The 16297-nt window shown below is 69.9% G+C and carries 17 protein-coding genes; 9 read left to right on the top strand and 8 right to left on the bottom strand.

The features are described from left to right. Nucleotides 1–379: hypothetical protein (locus tag OXN85_03455; protein MCY3599017.1), on the top strand; the 379-nt coding region annotated here is incomplete at its 5' end. Between the two features lie 69 nt (nt 380–448). Here OXN85_03455 and OXN85_03450 read toward each other — a convergent pair. Genes OXN85_03450 through OXN85_03435 form a run of 4 tightly spaced genes read right to left on the bottom strand, consistent with a single transcriptional unit; the run spans nt 449 to nt 4130 of the window. Then, nucleotides 449–1330: an outer membrane beta-barrel protein gene (locus tag OXN85_03450; GenBank protein ID MCY3599016.1), complete on the bottom strand. Its 882-nt coding sequence runs from the start codon at nt 1328–1330 to the stop codon at nt 449–451. A gap of 27 nt (nt 1331–1357) precedes the next feature. Beyond that, nucleotides 1358–2683 (bottom strand): SPFH domain-containing protein, encoded by a 1326-nt coding sequence (locus tag OXN85_03445; GenBank protein MCY3599015.1) that lies wholly within the window; start codon nt 2681–2683, stop codon nt 1358–1360. A gap of 7 nt (nt 2684–2690) precedes the next feature. Continuing rightward, nucleotides 2691–3257 (bottom strand): hypothetical protein, encoded by a 567-nt coding sequence (locus tag OXN85_03440; GenBank protein MCY3599014.1) that lies wholly within the window; start codon nt 3255–3257, stop codon nt 2691–2693. A 12-nt stretch (nt 3258–3269) separates the two neighbouring features. Next, complete coding sequence (locus OXN85_03435) at nt 3270–4130, bottom strand: NmrA family NAD(P)-binding protein (GenBank protein ID MCY3599013.1); 861 nt, start codon at nt 4128–4130, stop codon at nt 3270–3272. Nucleotides 4131–4660: 530 nt separating this feature from the next. Here OXN85_03435 and OXN85_03430 point away from each other — a divergent pair. Beyond that, entirely contained in the window at nt 4661–5920 is a 1260-nt protein-coding gene (locus OXN85_03430) for a hypothetical protein (protein ID MCY3599012.1), read from the top strand. Continuing rightward, on the top strand, nt 5917–6561 hold the full coding sequence (locus tag OXN85_03425; protein ID MCY3599011.1) for a thioredoxin domain-containing protein: 645 nt from the start codon (nt 5917–5919) through the stop codon (nt 6559–6561). Before OXN85_03430 ends, OXN85_03425 begins: the two co-directional genes overlap by 4 nt. A gap of 52 nt (nt 6562–6613) precedes the next feature. On the opposite strand, the gene OXN85_03420 is transcribed toward OXN85_03425, so the two are convergent. The 3 genes from OXN85_03420 to OXN85_03410 all read right to left on the bottom strand — a co-directional run bounded on the left by OXN85_03420 (nt 6614) and on the right by OXN85_03410 (nt 8704). After that, nucleotides 6614–7360: an MBL fold metallo-hydrolase gene (locus OXN85_03420; GenBank protein ID MCY3599010.1), complete on the bottom strand. Its 747-nt coding sequence runs from the start codon at nt 7358–7360 to the stop codon at nt 6614–6616. Further along, on the bottom strand, nt 7357–8235 hold the full coding sequence (locus OXN85_03415) for an MBL fold metallo-hydrolase (GenBank protein MCY3599009.1): 879 nt from the start codon (nt 8233–8235) through the stop codon (nt 7357–7359). The genes OXN85_03420 and OXN85_03415 overlap by 4 nt, the downstream gene beginning before the upstream one ends. Before the next feature lie 85 nt (nt 8236–8320). Beyond that, on the bottom strand, nt 8321–8704 hold the full coding sequence (locus OXN85_03410; GenBank protein ID MCY3599008.1) for a PIN domain-containing protein: 384 nt from the start codon (nt 8702–8704) through the stop codon (nt 8321–8323). A 429-nt stretch (nt 8705–9133) separates the two neighbouring features. Between OXN85_03410 and OXN85_03405 the strand changes: the two genes are divergently transcribed. Genes OXN85_03405 through OXN85_03380 form a run of 6 tightly spaced genes read left to right on the top strand, consistent with a single transcriptional unit; the run spans nt 9134 to nt 15946 of the window. Further along, nucleotides 9134–10072 carry a tripartite tricarboxylate transporter substrate binding protein gene (locus OXN85_03405; GenBank protein ID MCY3599007.1) on the top strand — a complete coding sequence of 313 codons (939 nt, stop codon included), beginning with the start codon at nt 9134–9136 and terminating at the stop codon, nt 10070–10072. After that, nucleotides 10065–10580: a tripartite tricarboxylate transporter TctB family protein gene (locus OXN85_03400; GenBank protein ID MCY3599006.1), complete on the top strand. Its 516-nt coding sequence runs from the start codon at nt 10065–10067 to the stop codon at nt 10578–10580. Before OXN85_03405 ends, OXN85_03400 begins: the two co-directional genes overlap by 8 nt. Nucleotides 10581–10590: 10 nt before the next feature. Further along, nucleotides 10591–12165 carry a tripartite tricarboxylate transporter permease gene (locus OXN85_03395; GenBank protein ID MCY3599005.1) on the top strand — a complete coding sequence of 525 codons (1575 nt, stop codon included), beginning with the start codon at nt 10591–10593 and terminating at the stop codon, nt 12163–12165. Beyond that, nucleotides 12162–13565: an MmgE/PrpD family protein gene (locus tag OXN85_03390; GenBank protein ID MCY3599004.1), complete on the top strand. Its 1404-nt coding sequence runs from the start codon at nt 12162–12164 to the stop codon at nt 13563–13565. Before OXN85_03395 ends, OXN85_03390 begins: the two co-directional genes overlap by 4 nt. Then, nucleotides 13562–15538: a CocE/NonD family hydrolase gene (locus tag OXN85_03385; protein MCY3599003.1), complete on the top strand. Its 1977-nt coding sequence runs from the start codon at nt 13562–13564 to the stop codon at nt 15536–15538. Before OXN85_03390 ends, OXN85_03385 begins: the two co-directional genes overlap by 4 nt. A gap of 3 nt (nt 15539–15541) precedes the next feature. After that, nucleotides 15542–15946, top strand: a complete 405-nt coding sequence (locus tag OXN85_03380; protein ID MCY3599002.1) for a DUF1761 domain-containing protein — start codon at nt 15542–15544, stop codon at nt 15944–15946. A gap of 22 nt (nt 15947–15968) precedes the next feature. Here the strand turns inward: OXN85_03380 and OXN85_03375 are convergent, their stop codons facing one another. Continuing rightward, a complete protein-coding gene (locus OXN85_03375; protein MCY3599001.1) occupies nt 15969–16226 on the bottom strand; it encodes a hypothetical protein in 258 nt (85 codons plus the stop codon). Between the last annotated feature and the right edge of the window lie 71 nt (nt 16227–16297).

The following is a 16297-nucleotide window of genomic DNA, read 5'->3' as shown; positions in this document are numbered from 1 at the left end:
GATCGGCGTCCCCCCGGCCACGTTCCAGCCGGTTCCCGTGTTTGAACCGGGCGCCTTCAACCCGGGCGCGTACCCCACGCAGATGCCGGAACTGCTCGGAGGGCGAGGCACGATCTCGCACATCGCCGTCGTGGATTCCCATCTCGTCGTGGTGCATGGTCGTTTCGGTTACCCGGAGGCCGGCGGACCCTTCGGGGCGTATCACTCCTCGTTGGACATCTACGACCGGCACACGGGCCGCAAGCTGGTCGAGAAGGTGCCGTTGCCGGAGGATTCGCGGGTGCTGGGGGGTGGCAGGCATCTGTATCTTCTCCTGAACAGCAGTTTCCCGCCGTGGCGCATCGCAAAACTCAGCCCGCGCGTGGAGAAGCCAGGTTGACACGCTCGACATCCCTTACGTCGTGCGCTACGAAATCGTGCGCTAGGGAGGCCGCGTCGGTGGCCGTGACTAGAGGTCGTATCTCAGGCTGAGGGTCACGGTGAACGCGCTCGTGTCGCGCGTTTCCACGGTGTATACGATGCGGGAACCGCGGCCCACGGTGGAGTCGTGGCTGCGGAGTTGGTCCCACTCGCGAGGGTCGCTCTCGAACGGGCCGAGCGCCTTCGCGTAGCGTATCCGGGTTCCGACCGTGAAGCGATCGGCGACGCGGTAGTCCACGCCCGCCAGCGCCTGGACGCCGAACATGGTGTCGTGGAGCACCGCTGAACCCAGCGTCGTGGTCCCGGCCAGCTTCGCGCGGAGCACAGGATCCTCGAACGTGGCGATCCGCGTCGGGTCGTTGTTTCGCTTCCACAGGCTGAAATAGTCGACGGCCATGCGCTGCACACCCGCGCCGACCCCCAGGTACGGCGTCAGCCGCGCACCGCCCGAGCCGAGATCGACGGCGAGGTTCGTGAACACGCCGTGTGCGCTCACGTCGCCGGCGCCGCCGATCGCCCGCTCCAGCTCCTGGTCGGCCTTCTGGGCGGTCACCACATCGCCGATCTCCGTCGGCGCATAGTCGTGATACGCCGCGGCGCGGTACCGGTACTCGGCCTCGACCCGGAACCTGCCGAACCGGTATCCGGCCGCGATTCCCGTCGCCATCCCCCTCGTGCCGCCTGATTCGTTCGCCCACTCGGTCGGGGGCGGCGGGGTGTCGCACTCCGATCCCGTCTCCACCCCATCGGGGTTGATGAGCAGGTCGCAGCGCGTGCCCCAGTCGTTGTCCGTGCCGACGAGCCGCATGGCCGGAGCGAGCGTGAAGCCCAACTCGGACCCGACGTACGGCTGCGCGGCGACCTCGCTGGCCGCCAAGGCGAGCGCCAGCGCAAGGATGGCTCCTCTCATGGATCGTCCCTCGTGAGGGTTCCGGGCCTAGGCGGGCGGAAGCTCGGGGGCTGAACCGTCGCCGCTGTCCGCGTCGCCGGAACCCACCGCGCGCTGGAGGACCTCCTGGATGTCGAGGCCCAGCACGGACGCGAGTCCCTCCATCGTTCCGTAGGCGCCGCGCACGCGCTGGTTTAGGGCGTTGGATACGCCCTCTCCCTTGCCGCCGTCCATGACGACGACGCGGTCGATGTCCACGCCTTCCACGGCGCCAACGGCGATCTCGAGCAGTTCGGGCAGCTTCTCGGCCATGAACACGGCGAAGGCGGCCTCGCCTCCGGTCTGGACCTCGGCGTAGAGCCGCTTCAGGACCTCGACCTGGGCCTTTCCGCGCTCCAGGATCGGGGCCGCCTCGGCCTCCGCCCGCGCGAACGCGGCCATCTTCTCGGCCTTGGCGGGCTCGATCACGTCCGCCCGCAGCCGCTGCTCCTCGCGCTCCACGCGCTTCATCTCGAGGATCTTCTCGGCCTCGACCTCGGCCTCCTGCGCCTTCACGCGCGCGATCTTCTCGGCCGTGTCGCCCTCGCGATGCAGTTCGGCCTTGCGCACCCGCAACTCGTTCTGGGCCTCGGCGACCTTGATCGAGGCCGCGGCCTCCCGCACCTCGGCGCGCCGCCTCGCCTCGGCCTGCGCCTCGCGCGTGTCCGCCTCCGCCTGCGCCTCGGCGATCTCCGCCTGCCGGATCGCCTCGGCCGACTTCTCGCGCCCGATCGCGTCGAGGTAGCCGCGCTCGTCGCTCACGTTCTGGATCTTGAGCACGTCGAGGTGGAAGCCGAGCGACGCCAGGTCCTCCCCCGCATCCTCCGCCAGCGCCTTGGCGAAGCCCAGCCGGTCTTCGTTCACGGCTTCCGGCGTGAGCGTGGCGAGCACGCCCCGCAGGTTCCCCGTGAGCGTGTCCTGGGCGAGTTCCCGAACTTCCTCCTCCGTCTTCCCGAGCAGGCGCTCGACCGAGTTGTTGAACACCCACTCGGGCTCCGAGGCGATCTTCACGTTGGCGATCGCCTCCACGCTGAGCGGGATGTTCCCCTTCGAGAAGGCGTTGTTGACGGAGACCTCGATGGGGATGGTCTCGAGGTTCATGTGCTGGACCGTCTCAATGATCGGGATCCGGATTGTGCGCCCGCCCGAGATGGAGCGGTAGCCGACGGCCTGGCCATCGGTCAGCATGCGGTTGCGGCCGGTGATGACGGCCGCGCGGTTGGGGGGAACGATCACGATCAGGTTTTTGATCGTGATGATCGCCACGAGTACGACGACGAAGAAGACGCCCGCCATGACGACGGGGGCGGCCAGGAGATTCAGAAAGTCTTGCATTTCGACCTCATTCCTCCAGTGTCATGTCCTCGGGGTCCATGGGCACGACATCCGCGATGCCGTCTGTCATGCGCACGACGACGACCGACTGTCCGGCGCGCAGCGGCAGGTCGTCCGGGCAGGTCGAGTCCATGCGGGCCCGCACCCTGAACCGGCGCTCGCCGCGCGACACCTTCACCGTACCCGCGCTGTCCGGCGCTATTTCCATCGTGACTTCGCCCGTCAATCCGGCCAGCGAACGCTCTCCGAGCGCGGTGCCGGCGCCCGAGCGCCTGATGTAGCGGAAAGCGGCGCCGATGAACGCCCCGGAGGCCAGTCCCGTGACGCCGGCGATGGCGGCCGTGACCGCGGGACTCGTGAACCAGTGCAGGATGGCGCCGGTCGCGCCGAACCCGAACATGGCGTAGACGATCGTCCGCAGCGAGAGGAGTCTCGCCACGTCGGCCGCGCCCCCCGCGTCCAGGTCCGCGTCAACATCCACGTCGATGTCCATGCCGTCCAGGAAGTCCCCGAACACCGACAGCGCGAGGAAGCCCCCGCCCACGAGAAGACTGAAGATGTATATCGTGAACATGTGTCGACCTCCTCAGCGCCAGGCGGCGACCGTCTCCCGCACGAAATCCTCGAACACGCGCGGCGCGTGGCCCAGCACGTGGCTCATCGTCGCGAAGTCCTCCTCCGTCGCGATGAGCCCGTCGGAGAGGAAGTACTCCGACATGGTCCGCAGGTCCCTCACGAGCCAGTCCGGCAGGCGCCGGGCCGCGCGCGCCTCCCACGCGTCGAGGTCGTCGCCTACGTACTCGATCTCGCGGTCGAGGTGTTCGCTCCACGTGCGGGCGACATCCGCGCTCGTCAGGAGTTCGGGTCCGACCACCGGATGCCGGATCCCCTCGTGGCCGTCGTCGAGGAGCGCGTTCACGGTGGCGTCGGCGATGTCGCGGACGTCGACCCGGTGCAGTCCCACGCCGCCGAGCGGTGCGGGGTAGACCCCGGCTTCGAGCGACCGCTTCAGCCACAAGTCGTTCTGGAAATAGTGGTTCGGTTCGATCGTCGCCCACGGCACGCTGGAGACCTCGAGCGCGGCCAGGATCTCCATCTTGCTCGCGAAGTGGGGGATGTGGGGCGCCGCATGCGCGCGGTGCGCGGAATGGAAGACGATCCGCTCGACGTCGGCCTCCGCGGCCGCACCGACGGCCCCGATGCCGAGTTGCGCCTCCCGCGGGTGGAGCGCCGTGAGGAGGTGCATGCGCGACACGCCTTCGAGCGCCGGCGCGAGCGTGTCGGGCCGCTCCAGATCTCCCTGCACGAACTCGACCCGTTCGTCCGACGTCCCGGCCCGGTCCGCCGAGCGCGTCAGGCACCGGACCGATACGCCGCGGGCCACCAGGCCCTCGACGACCCGACGCCCGACGGTCCCCGTCCCGCCTACGCAAAGCACATCCGCCATCCACGCCCTCCTGTCGTCCCGCGATTCCGTGAAGTTCCGACGATACGTGGCCTGCGGAGGGGAGGCGAGTGCCGTCCGGCGTGACTCCTGCCAGCCCCCGGCCGGCCCCCGGCCGCGAGCGAGTTGATAGCCCGTTGATAGCCGGCCGGACTCTGGAGGGTGAATCTCGGAAGGCACGGGACGGAGGGTCCGTCCCGGAGGGTCGCGACGAGCGCGCCAACGACCATGGCGGCCGCGATCCGGCCTTCCGGCGACCCGGGAATGGGAGGGGACGATGAAGACGACGAAAGCGGGACGCTGGGTACTCCTTGGCTTCAACCTCGTGCTGGCCACGGCCATCCTGGCGCAACCCGGCCGGGCCGCGTCCGCGCGCGCCGACGACTGCCAGACGGACTGTATTCGAGATTGGTCGGACTGCGTCCTGGACGGTGAGTGGGGCTGCAGTTACGAAGTCAACGAATGCCTGCGAGGATGCTTTTTCCCCACTTGGGGTCCTCCTTCGGATCCCCATCTCCTTTGAGGACGATGACATGAAACTCCGTGCAGCGGGGGCCGGGGCGCGGCCCCGGCACTGGACGACACTCGCGGCGGCGATGCTGGCCGCCGCATGTCTGGCAGAGGATCGCCGTACCGACACGGCCGCCTCGGCGGATCCGGGAACGGACTTCGGAGCGGACCCCGCGCACCTTCGCGCGGGGCCGCTCCGCCTGCGGCTCGGAAGCGCGTCCGGGGATGGGCGGACGGATTTCCACGACATCGCCGGCGTGGTCGTGGACCGGCCGGCCGGTGTGCTGGTCGTCGCGAACCGGGGCGACGCCACGCTGCGCACGTTCACGCTCGATGGGGCGTGGCGCGAGACCCGCGGCGGCGTGGGCGGCGGTCCGCGTGAGTTCGGCGAACTGACGGCGCTCTTCGGATACCGCGGCGATTCCGTGGTCGTCTACGACGAGGCGCGGGGGGGCGCGTCCGTCTGGCCGTACACCGGCGCGGGTGTGCGGCGCGTCGGGATCCCGATCCCTCCGGGGGACACCCTGCAATCCCCGCGCTTGCACGGCGCCTTGGATGACGGCCGGCTGGTGTGGGCGGTGGCGAGGCCCGACCGACGCGTCGACGAGATGGGCGAGTCCCATCCCCTGCAGATCGTCATCTTCCTGACGTCGGCGGCGGGGGCGGGCTTCGCCCCGGTCGCCGAGACCACGGGAACCCGCGTCTTCCGCTATCCCGGAGATTCGTACATTTCGGGCCGCATTCCGTTCTCGCCTCAGCCGTTTGTGCTGCCGCGCGATTCCGTCCTTCTGTTCGGGTCCACGGCGCGTCCGCGCGCGGAGCGGGTGACGAGTAGCGGCACGCCTGTGGCCGCGATCGATTTCTCCCTCCCATCGATGCCCGTGTCCGCGGCGGACCGGGACATGGCGCTGGCTCCCCTCCGCGCCGAGATGGATCGTCTCCTGCCGGCCCAACTGCAAACCCGCATGGCGGCCACGCTCGACGTGTGGGCGGTGCCCGACTCCTTCCCACCGCTGGGGAGCGTGATTGCGGGCGCCGACGGACGCGCCTGGGCGACCGGTTACCGGCCGCGAACGGACGCCCCGCGCGACGAAGACGAGATCTCGATCTGGAGCGTGTACGCCGGGCCGGGAAGCCCCGCCGTGAACGTCGAGTTTCCCGGCGGCTTCGATCTGCTCTGGGCCGACGAAACGGAGGCGGTCGGGGTGGTGCGGGACGAGCTGGATGTCGAACACGTCCTGATCGCGCCGCTGCCCGCGGGCGCGAGGGCACCGGGGACGTGAAGCGACCCGGGATCCACGACATCGGTCTGTGGGTGTGCTTCCTACTCCTCGCGGTGATCGCCTTCCGTCCGTCGGGGGTGGTCGGCGGCCGCCTGCGGGAGTGGGGGGCCGAGCGGCAGGTGCTCGCGCTCTATCGCGAGGAAGGGAGACAGGCCGCCGCGGGTCGAACAAGTGTGCTCGGCAGCGGCGATGCCCCGCAGACGATCTTCGAGTTCAGCGACTACCTGTGTCCCTTCTGTCGCTCATCGCACGAGACCGTGAACGGGTGGGTGGCGTCGGGTGAGGCCAGGGTCGTGCTCGTTCACGTGCCCCTCTCGGACCGTTCGGCCCAGGCGGCGCGCGCGGCGATCTGCGCGGAGAAGCAGGGAGCGTTCGCGCGCATGCACGACTACCTGATGATGAACGAAGCTTGGGAGACGGGAGACGTGGACTGGGAGTCGGTCGCGATCGCGGTGGACGTTCCCGCGGGAACGCGTCTCGTCCGCTGTCTGAACTCGACCGCGACCACCGAGCGCCTCGCCCGCGACGCCGCGCTCGCCGACCGCTGGCGGATCACCGCGACCCCGACATTCGTGTCGGAACACGCCCGAATCGTCGGCGCCGCCTCCGAGGGCGATTTGGAGAAGCTGCTCGACCGGTGAGAACGTGTGCGCGGAGGCTCGGTGAATCGGGAGGACGTCGCTCGACCCAGGCTTATTCCGATGATCCGCAGGAAGCTGCGATTCGGGTCAGGGCGTCGCTCAGGTCGGCCATGTAGCGGTCCACGTCCGCCTCGGCGATCGGTGGGCCGTGGATCGGCGCGATCCAGGCCGGGGGATGCCGCTCCAGCATCGCGTGCAACGCATCCATGACCCGGTTCGGGTCCGCATAGCGCAGCCAGGGCAGCGTCTGGGCGTGGAACTCGTGTACGCCCTCCGCGCGTCCGTCCTCCGGGATCCGGCCCCAGTCGATGTCGCAGGCGCCGGGGGGGTGGAGCGACCCGAAGCCGTCCGCCACGAACAGGGTGCGCGAGGATTCGTCGTAGACCCACGTCGTGTGGTTGCGGTCGGCGAGCGGGGGGTCGAGCACCACGAAACGCCGGCCGAGGACGTCGGTGACGTCACCGATCTTGGTGCGGCGCGCGTACGGGAGGCCCTGGAGGTCCGGGTCCCCGCAGGAGGCGACGATCTCGAAGTCGCCCCAGTCGCGGCGAAAGGCGGGAATGTTGCCCGAGTGGGGATAATCGGAGTGGGACAGGATGATGGCGCCGACGCCCCGCCCGGCGGTGGCGTCGCCGATCCGGTCCGAGAGGCGCTGCCGGTGGTGGAAGGAGCCGGAGTCCATGAGGATCGCCCCCTCCGGCGCCTCGACGAGGTAGACGGAGATGTGGATGTGGCCGTTGCTCTCCGCGAAGCACTCGTGGACCCAGGAGACGCCGTCGCCCAGGCTGATCGCACTCACAGGACGCCCCCGCGCCCGCTCGCGGCCACCCGCCGCACGACCTCGTTCATCCGCTCGTAGTACGGGGCCGCGTCCTCCCCCGGGATCGGGAGTCCGTGCGCCGGCGCGAGCCCGTATCCGGCGAACTGCACCGCGAGCGCGTCCGTCGCCGCCGTCACCTTCTCCGGAACGACGTACTGGAACCAGAACATGACCCGGCTGTGGAACTCCTCGAGGCGCCCCACGTCCACCACCGTGTCGATCTCGTCCGTGCGCCGCAGGGACTCGCCGCTCTGGTGCGGGAATCCCATCCAGTCGACCGTGAAGAGCGTGCGGGTCGTCTCCTCGCTCATCCACGTGTGGATCGCGGCGTCGAGGAAGGTCGCCTCCGGGAAGCGGACCCGGAGCCCGCCGAGATCGATCTCGTCCTCGGGTCCCACCTTCATCGCGTCGTCGAGGTGGTACAGCGCGTGCGTCTCGCCGGTCGCCGGCGCGACAAGGCGGCAGTCCGGATAGCGCCGCAACACCTGCATCGTATTCCCCGCGTGCGGTACGTCGGGATGCGAGAGGGCGAGGTAGTCGAGCGACCGCCCTTCGAGCAGTTCCTCGAGCGCCGGCAGAAGGATGTGGCCCGAGGCCGGTGAGAGCGTATCCCAGAGCAGCGTCCGCTCGCCGGTGAGGAGGTACGCGTTCTGCGGGACGTAAAGCTCGTTCCCGGGCCTGTACCAGTCCGCGCCGCTCTCCAGCACCGCGCGCGCGATCCCGGCCCGGTGCCCGCCGCACTCCTGGATCCAGTGGATCCCTGGCCACACGTCGCGCCGCCAGCCAGCCTCCGTTCTGGCGGCCGGTGTCGGGGCCGCAGTTGGCGTCATGGTGTCGCTTCCGGGTTCGCTCATGCGGGGCAGTCTACCGAACGCCTACCCGGCGCGACCAGCCCGCCCGGCGTCCCCAGCCCGTCCGTCGCCTGTGCGATGGCGCTGGCTAGTCGAGCCGAAACCCCAAGGACGCCGCGACCTCAGCTTGGCGCTGGTCAAGCGTGATGAAGGTCACATCCTCCGACTCCCGCGCCATGTACAGGGCACAGGCAACATGCCAGAGATCCGCGCCTCGGAGGTATCCCGCCCTCAGCACCGATCGCAGTTCAGTCGACAAGGCCCGGTTCGGCTGTACCCAGCGGAAGGCCGATACGACGCTCTCCGGGACTGGCCTACCCTCCCTTGTACAGGCGGACCGCAACTCGGCCTCCAGGAGATTCGACGAAGTGACGTAATCGAAGCCGTCGATTCGACGGGCAATGCCGTCCGAGCCCTCTTCGTCAAACGCGATGGCAATGATTGCGGAGGTGTCGACGTAGGCGGCCCTCATTCACCGCGGTCGGCCAGAAACCGCTCCAGCGCCCCCGGCACCCGTTTGCCGGGCTTCATGGGTTCCCGATGTTTGGGAGCCGGGGTTAGGGCTCCCTGCCTCTCCAGCTCCGCAAGGCGTTTCTCGAGACGCGTGGCCCGATCACGAAGGGGTCGGATCTCGGCCACCGGGTCTCCCCGGTAGGATATGGTCACGGTTCGGCCCTCCCTCACGTGGCGTAACACTTCGGAGAAACGGGCCTTCGCCTCATAGGTCGAGTAGAGCAGTTCCATCCGTTCAGAATAACTAGTCAGACCAGTTCCATCAATGGATTCCCGCCGCCCCGTGGCCCGTCCTCGATGAAGACCTCACATTCCCTCCATGAATGTCAGAGGATGGTCTACGCCATCATCCGGACGTCAACTCGCGTTTACCGCGGCGGGTCTGGCCGTGGCGTCGGTCGCAGCGGTCGGTTGTTCGACCTCCGGGGAGGAGGCGGCGTTTCCGAGCCGGACGATCGAGATCGTCTCGTGGGCGACGCCGGGCGGACCGACGGACCTCCTCTCGCGAGCGCTGGCCGAGGCTGCGCCCCCGCACTTCGATGGCCGGCGCGTCACCGTCATGACCCGGCAGGGCGGGGCGGGCGCGGCCGGCATGCAGTACCTGCAGGGACGGGAGGGCGACCCGCACGTGCTCGGCGTCTTCACGGCGAGCGGCACCGTGAACATGGCGACGGGGCGGATTCCGTTCGCTCCCGGGGACTTTACCCCCATCCTCCGCATCCAGATCGACCCCTTTCTGATCGCGGTGCGGGACGACAGCCCCTTCCACACGCTCGGCGACCTGTTCGAGGCGGCGCACGCCCGGCCGGGCGAGGTCTCGGTGTCGGGGTTCGGGGCGGCGTCGGCCCACTTCCTCGGGTTCGCCCGCTTGAGGGCCGCGGCGGAAGACCCCGACGTGCGATGGATCGCGTACGAGGGGTCGGCCGACGCCGTGGTGGCGGCGCTCGGCGGGCACACGGATGCGGCGCACACGAACTACAACATCGTGCGTGAGCACCTGAGGGCGGGGACGATGCGGGTGCTGGGCGTGGCGCTTCCGGTCGAGGCGCTCCCGGACACGCCGAGCTACGCGGAGCAGGGATACGACCTGGCGCCGGTCCACTGGCGCGGGGTCGTGGGCCCACCGGCGCTGGATCCCGAGGTGCGCGCGGAGCTGCGCGCGCGGCTGATGGCCGCGATCGAGGACCCGGGGTTCCGCGAATACATGGAGCGGGCCGCGCTGGAGTACGCGACGATGGTGGACGCGGACGCGTTCGGCGCCTGGATGGCCGAGGAGGTGGCGACGAGCCGCGACATACTGCGACGGCTGGGAATACTGGATGAGTAGTCCCTCCGCGGGCGGGGCCAGTATGCGACACTACGCCAGGTTGCGGCTGCTCGCGGAGGCCGGATTGCTTGCCGTCGTGGCGGCGGGGGTCCTGCTGGACTCGCGCTCCTACCCGGGGTCGCTGGCCGAGGGGGCGCCGGGTCCGGCCTTCTTCCCCCGGCTGCTCGCCATGCTGCTCATGGGCTGCGCGGCCTGGCTCGCGGTCCGGGCCGCGCGGCAGCCGCCGGAAGCGGACCCTGGACGTTCCCGCGGGAACGCTGTCGCGGGCCCGGCCGCCGGCCGCGCCGCCGTCCGCCTGGGGCTGGGGGCGGCGTGGATCGCCGTCTTCCTCCTCGCCTGGCCCCGGCTCGGGACCCTCGTGTCGGTTCCGCTCCTCGTCGCCGGGCTCATGTGGCTGACGGGCGAACGCTCGCGGCTCGCGCTCATCGCCGTGCCGCTCGCCTTCGCCGGCTTCATCTATCTCGTGTTCATGGTGGCGCTCGGCGTGCCGCTTCCCTCCGGCTTCTGATCGGCCGCCCGTGTCCGCGTTTCTCGACGGCCTGCTGACGGCGCTCCAGCCGGGCAACCTCGCGGCGCTCCTCGCGGGGAGCCTGCTCGGCGTGTTCGCGGGGGCGATGCCGGGGCTGAGTTCGACGGTGGGACTCGCGCTCGTCCTCCCCGTCACCTTCGCCCTCGACCCGACGCCGGCCCTCCTGATGATGGTCTCGATCTACATGGCGGCGGAGTATGGCGGGTCGATCACCGCGATCGCGATCGGCGTGCCGGGGAGTTCGCCCGCCCTCGCCACCACGTTCGACGGCTACGCCATGACGCAGCGCGGCGAGGCGGGACGCGCCCTCGGGATCTCCCTCTTCTCCAGCATGAGCGGCGGGCTCCTCGGCGCCGTCCTCCTCGTCCTGGCGTTGGGGCCGCTGTCGCGGGCGGCGATCGCGTTCGGGCCGGCGGAGTACTTCGGGCTCGGCGTGTTCGGGCTCTCCATCGTCGCGAACCTCGTGGGGAAGGATCCGTTCAAGGGGATCGTCAGCGCGCTCCTCGGGCTCCTCTTCTTCATCGTCGGGCTCGACGTGCTCACGGGGGCCCCGCGGCTCACGTTCGGCACGAACGCGCTCCTGGACGGTCTCGGGCTCGTCCCGATGCTGATCGGCTTCTTCGCGATCGCGGAGGCGCTGGAGGCGGTGACCGGCCGGCGCAGGTCGACGCCCCCCGGAGGCGGCATCGCCGGCGCCCTCCCGAGAGCCCGCGAGCTGTTCGGACTGTGGCGCACGATTCTGCGGGGATCCGCCATCGGGGGCCTGATCGGGGCCATACCCGGGGCCGGGGCGACGATCGCCTCCATCGTGGCGTGGAACGAGGAACGGCGCGTCTCGAAGGCGCCGGAGCGGTTCGGGACGGGTGTGCCGGCGGGCATCGCGGCGCCGGAAGCGGCGAACAACTCCTGCGTGGGGGCCGCGATGATCCCGCTCCTCGCGCTCGGGATCCCCGGGTCCGCCAGCGCCGCGGTCCTCCTCGGGGGCCTCACGGTGCAGGGCGTGGCGCCCGGCCCTCTGCTCATGACCGAGCGCTCCGAACTCGTCTACGCGCTGTACGCGGGATTCGTGGTGGCGGTGCTTCTCATGCTGGCCGTGGGGCGCCTCGGAATCCCCCTCTGGACGCGGGTGGTCCGGCTGCGGCCGTCGATCCTGATGCCGCTCGTCGTCGCGATCTCGCTCGTGGGTACCTTCTCCCTCCGCGGAAACGCGACGGATGCGTGGGCCGCCCTCTTCTTCGGGCTCGTCGGCTTCGCTATGCTGCGGGGCGGCTACCCGCTGGCGCCGGCCGTGCTCGGCCTCATCCTCGGCCCCATGATCGAGACGAACTATCGGCGGGCCTTGAGCCTGTCCTCGGGGTCGCACTCGATCTTCCTCGAGAGCCCGATCGGCCTGGTGCTGGTCCTGCTCGCGGCGGTGAGCTTCGCGGCCCCGGCGGTTCGCAGCCGCCTGATATCCGGGAGGACGCGAGCGCCCGAACCCGGACCCGACACAGACGACGGACCCGACACACACGGCGAACCCGACACACCCGACAACGAACCCCGGCAAGAGGAGCACGAGTGAGCGCGACGCGTGCGGTCATCGACTTCATACTCGAGACGAAGATGGACGACTTTCCGGAGCGGCTGCTGTCCGAGGGACGGCGCTGCGTCACCGATGGGACGGGTGTGATCCTCGCCGGATCGACGGATTCCTGTTCCCGCATCGTCCAGGACCAGATCGCGGTGCAGGGCGGGAACGCTCAGGCGACGATCATCGGCCCGCCGGACGCGCGCGCCCCGGCATCGCTCGCGGCGCGCGCCAACGGAACCGCGGGCCACGCGATGGACTTCGACGACACGCAGCTCTCGAACGCCCCCGACCGCATCTTCGGACTCCTCACGCACCCGACGGTCGCGCCGCTCGCGGCGGGATACGCGGTGGCGGAGAGGGAAGGGGCCACGGGGGCCGAGTTCCTGGAGGCCTTCCTCATCGGGTTCGAGGTCGAGTGCAAGATCGCCGAGGCGATCGACCCGCGGCACTACATGGAGGGCTTCCACTCGACGGCGACGATCGGCACGCTCGGCGCCTGCGCCACCGCCGCGAAACTCGCCGGGCTGCAGGCGGACGACCTCGCGATGGCGCTCGGGATCGCCGCCAGCCTCTCGTCGGGGATCCGGCTCGGGTTCGGCACGATGACGAAGCCGCTCCACGCGGGCCGGGCGGCGGAGAACGGCATCCTGGCGGTCGACCTCGCCGCCTGCGGCTTCACCGCCGGGCACGACGCGCTGGAGGCGCCGTGGGGCTTCTTCCGCGTCTTCGGCGGCGGCTTCGAGCCCGAGCGGCTGGTCGGCGCCCTGGGCTCCCCCTTCACGCTGCTCGACCCCGGCGTCTCCGTGAAGCCGTTCCCCTCGGGGAGCCTCGGCCATCCCAGCATGGCCGCCATGCTCGAACTCGTCACCGAGCACGACCTCGCCCCCGACGACGTCGCGCACATCACCTTCCGCGCCGGACACAACATCCTGAACCCCCTGCGATACCCCGTACCGCGCAACGAACTCGAGGCGAAGTTCTGCATCCCCTTCGTCCTCTCAAGCATCGTCCTGCGGCGGCGGGCCGGGATCCGCGAGTTCCACGACGACTTCGTCCTCTCCGACGAGGCGGCGGACATGATGCGCCGCGTGACCGTCCAGTTCGATGAAGAGATCGACGCCCGCGGCTACGACCGCATGCGGAGCGCCATCGACGTGCGGCTCCGCGACGGGACCGAGCTTCACACGGAGGCGGACACCTATCCCGGCGGGCCGGAGCGGCCGCTCACCCGCGAGGAGCTGCACGACAAGTTCCGCGACTGCGCGAGCCTCGTGATGGACCACGCGCGGATTGACGAGGCGCTGGCCAGGCTCGAACGCGTGGACGAACTCGCGCACATCGACGACCTCGTGGACGCCCTCTCGACGGCCCCGGCGGGAGTCCCGGCGTGAGGCGCACCGCCGAGGCCTGGGCCCTGCTGGGAGCGCTGTGGCTCGCGGCCTGCGGCGATGCGAGCCGCTCCGACGAGGCGGCGGAAGCCGCCCTGGATGCGGCGGCGGACGCGGCGGGGCGCGGCCCGTACGACGCCCTCCAGGTCGAGACGGATCTCATGGTGCAGATGCGCGACGGCATCCGCCTCGCGACCGACGTCTACCGCCCCTCCCGCGAGTACGAGCCCGTCGATGGGCCGTTTCCCGTCCTCCTCCACCGGACCCCGTACGACAAGACCTCGCGCGGACTCGTGGACCAGGCGCGCTGGTTCACCACGCACGGCTATGTCGTCGTGCTGCAGGACACGCGCGGGCTCTACGCCTCCGAGGGCACCTTCCAGAAGTACCACGAGTTCGACGCGCCCGACGGCTACGACACGATCGAGTGGATCGCGGGGCTCGACTACGCGGAACCCTCGGTCGGCATGTGGGGCACCTCCTACGGCGCCCACACGCAGGCGGACGCCGCCAAGCTGAACCCGCCCGGCCTCAGGACGCTCGTGCTCACCATGGGAGGCCTCTCCGACGCCTGGACGCACAAGGTCCGCAACCACGGCGCGCTCGAACTCGGCCAGCAACTCGGCTGGGCCCACCTCCAGCTCGCGGCGGTCGCGGACGACCCCGAGATCCGCCTCCGCCTCGCCGAGGAACCGCCGTCGGACTGGTTCCCGGACACGCCCTTCCGAAAGGGGGAGAACCCGCTCGCCGTCGCGCCGAATTTCGAGGCCTACTACCTCACGATGCAGAACCACGGCGACTATGACGACTATTTCCGCGGCATCGGCCGCAACTGGGTCGAGTACTACGACGAGACGTCGGACATCCCGATGCTGCACGTCGGCGGCTGGTACGACTCCTACGCCCCGGGCACGATCCAGAGCTTCGTCGAACTCTCGCGGCGGAAGTCGTCGCCCATGACGCTCCTCATGGGCCCGTGGACGCACGGCGGCAACAGCCGCTCCTACGCCGGCGACATCGAGTTCGGGGCCGAGGCCGCGGTGGAGGATTTCTCGCGCGAGTTCCACCTGCGCTGGTTCGACCGGAACCTCCGCGGGCAGCGCGCGAACGACCTGTTCGAGAGCGAGGACAGGCTGGCGGGCGAGGCCCCCGGCCCGGTCACGATCTTCGTCATGGGGGGCGGTGACGGCCGCCGCGACGAAAACGGCCGCCTCTTCCATGGCGGCGAGTGGCGCACCGCGCAGAGCTGGCCGCTCGAGGACACCGAAGCGATCCCCTTCCACCTCCGCGCGGGCGGCGGGCTCAGGCGCGAGCCGCCGGGCGGCGACGAAGGATCGACCGCCTACACCTACGATCCGGAGCACCCGGTCCCGACGATCGGCGGGGCCTTCTCCGGCGCGCTGAAGCGGGGCGGCTACGACCAGCGCGAGCGCGCCTTCCGGTCGCTGGCGGGCGGCTCGGAGAACGGCTTCTTCGCCTCCGAGGTCGACGGCCGCCGCACCGCCGACCGGCCCGACGTGCTCGTGTTCGAGACCGCGCCCCTGGCGGAGGACCTGGAGGTCATCGGTCCGGTCACGGTCACGTTGTGGGTCTCATCCAGCGCCCCCGACACCGACTTCACCGCCAAGCTCGTCGACGTCTATCCCCCGAACGACGACTATCCGGACGGGTTCGATCTCAATATCACGGACGGGATCCTCCGCGCCCGCTACCGGGACTCCCGTGAGCGCGAGACGTTGATGACGCCCGGAGAGGTCTACGAGATGGAGATTCGGCTCTTCCCGACCGCCAACCTGTTTCGGGCCGGCCACCGAATCCGGCTCGAGATCTCGAGTTCCAACTATCCCCGCTTCGACGTGAACCCCAACACGGGCGAACCGCTCGGGCGCCACACGCGCATGGTCCCGGCGGAGAACACGATTCATCACGCCGCCGCCCGTCCGTCGGCGATCCACCTCCCGCTCCAAAGGAGATAGACCGTGCAAGACGTCAACTGGCTCGCCATCCTGGTCGCCGGCATCGTTCCGCTGGTCGTCGGCTTTCTCTGGTACGGCCCCATCTTCGGCAAGCAGTGGCTCTCGCTCATGGAGACCACCGCCGAGGAGATCCAGAAGGACTTCAACCCGGTCAAGACGCACGGGGTGAGCTTCGTTCTCTCGCTCGTCACCGCCTACGTCCTGGCGCAGCTCATCGCCGTGATGGGCGGCTCCGGCGCCATGATCGGGGTCCATGTCGGGCTGCTGGTCACGATCGGGTTCGTGCTCAACGTCGGACACCAGGGCGTGGCCTACGAGAACCGCAAGCCCGGGATCTTCTTCCTGAGCCTCGGCTACAACGCCGTCGCCCTCATCGGACAGGCCGTCGTGCTCGCCGTCTGGCCCTGACAGTAATGGACGCCGGCCGGACCTAGGTCAGATCTTCCTCGGGGGCGCCGGATGATCGGGACGACTTTCGGGGCTTGAGGACGAAGCGGTAGATGAGGTAGCCGGCGACGCCGAGTACGAGGACGGTCGGAATCCAGCCCAGGAAACTGAAGATCGTGCCCGCGACGACGGCGGCCGCGACCCCCTCGATGCGGCCGACGATCCGGTGTCGCCGGCGGGCCTTGTCCAGTTCCTGCCGGGAGTACAGTTCGGGCAGGAGATCCGAATCCACGTCCTTCATCGGGCATCCCTCATCAGGCGTCCGTCCGGTGCGGGGCTGGAAGATCCTACGATGGCGGGGCGCGGGCCGTT

The organism is Candidatus Palauibacter australiensis (assembly GCA_026705295.1).
Classification (GTDB): Bacteria; Gemmatimonadota; Gemmatimonadetes; order Palauibacterales; family Palauibacteraceae; genus Palauibacter; species Palauibacter australiensis.
This window is presented reverse-complemented; position numbering and strand designations above follow the sequence as displayed.